Annotated in this window: 1 protein-coding gene; it reads left to right on the forward strand. The window is 64.1% G+C overall.

Annotated features, from left to right (window positions below):
- Positions 1 to 10: 10 nt before the first annotated feature.
- Positions 11 to 523 (forward strand): MFS transporter (locus tag PQR54_RS38880; protein ID WP_408255458.1); only part of this gene is annotated, 513 nt, incomplete at its 3' end.

Raw genomic sequence — 523 nt, forward strand, 5'->3', positions numbered from 1 at the left:
TGCATCCACCGTGACGGGCCGCCCCCATCCCGTCAAACTGACACGCAGTCTGATCGCGCTGTTCGCGTTCTGCTGCGGCGCTATCGTCGCGAATCTGTACTACGCGCAACCGATCACCGAACTGATCGCACCGGACATTCACATGTCCGGCGGCACAGCCAGCCTGATCGTGTCGCTCACGCAGATCGGCTATGCGTTCGGCCTGTTCTTTCTTGTGCCGCTCGGCGACCTGCTGGAAAACCGCAAGCTGATGATCACCACGGCGCTGGTGTCGATCGTGAGTCTCGCCGCTGCGGCGTTCGCTCACCAACCGGGCTGGTTCCTCGCGATTTCGCTGCTCGTCGGCTTCAGTTCGGTCGCCGTGCAGATTCTGATCCCCCTCGCCGCCCACCTCGCCCCGGACGAGTCGCGTGGCAAGGTGGTCGGCACCATCATGAGCGGGCTGCTGCTCGGCATTCTTCTGTCGCGTCCGATCTCCAGCGTGGTGGCGGGCCATTTTGGCTGGCGCGTGGTATTCGGCGCC

The organism is Paraburkholderia phytofirmans (genome assembly GCF_046028095.1).
GTDB classification, from domain to species: domain Bacteria; phylum Pseudomonadota; class Gammaproteobacteria; order Burkholderiales; family Burkholderiaceae; genus Paraburkholderia; species Paraburkholderia phytofirmans_A.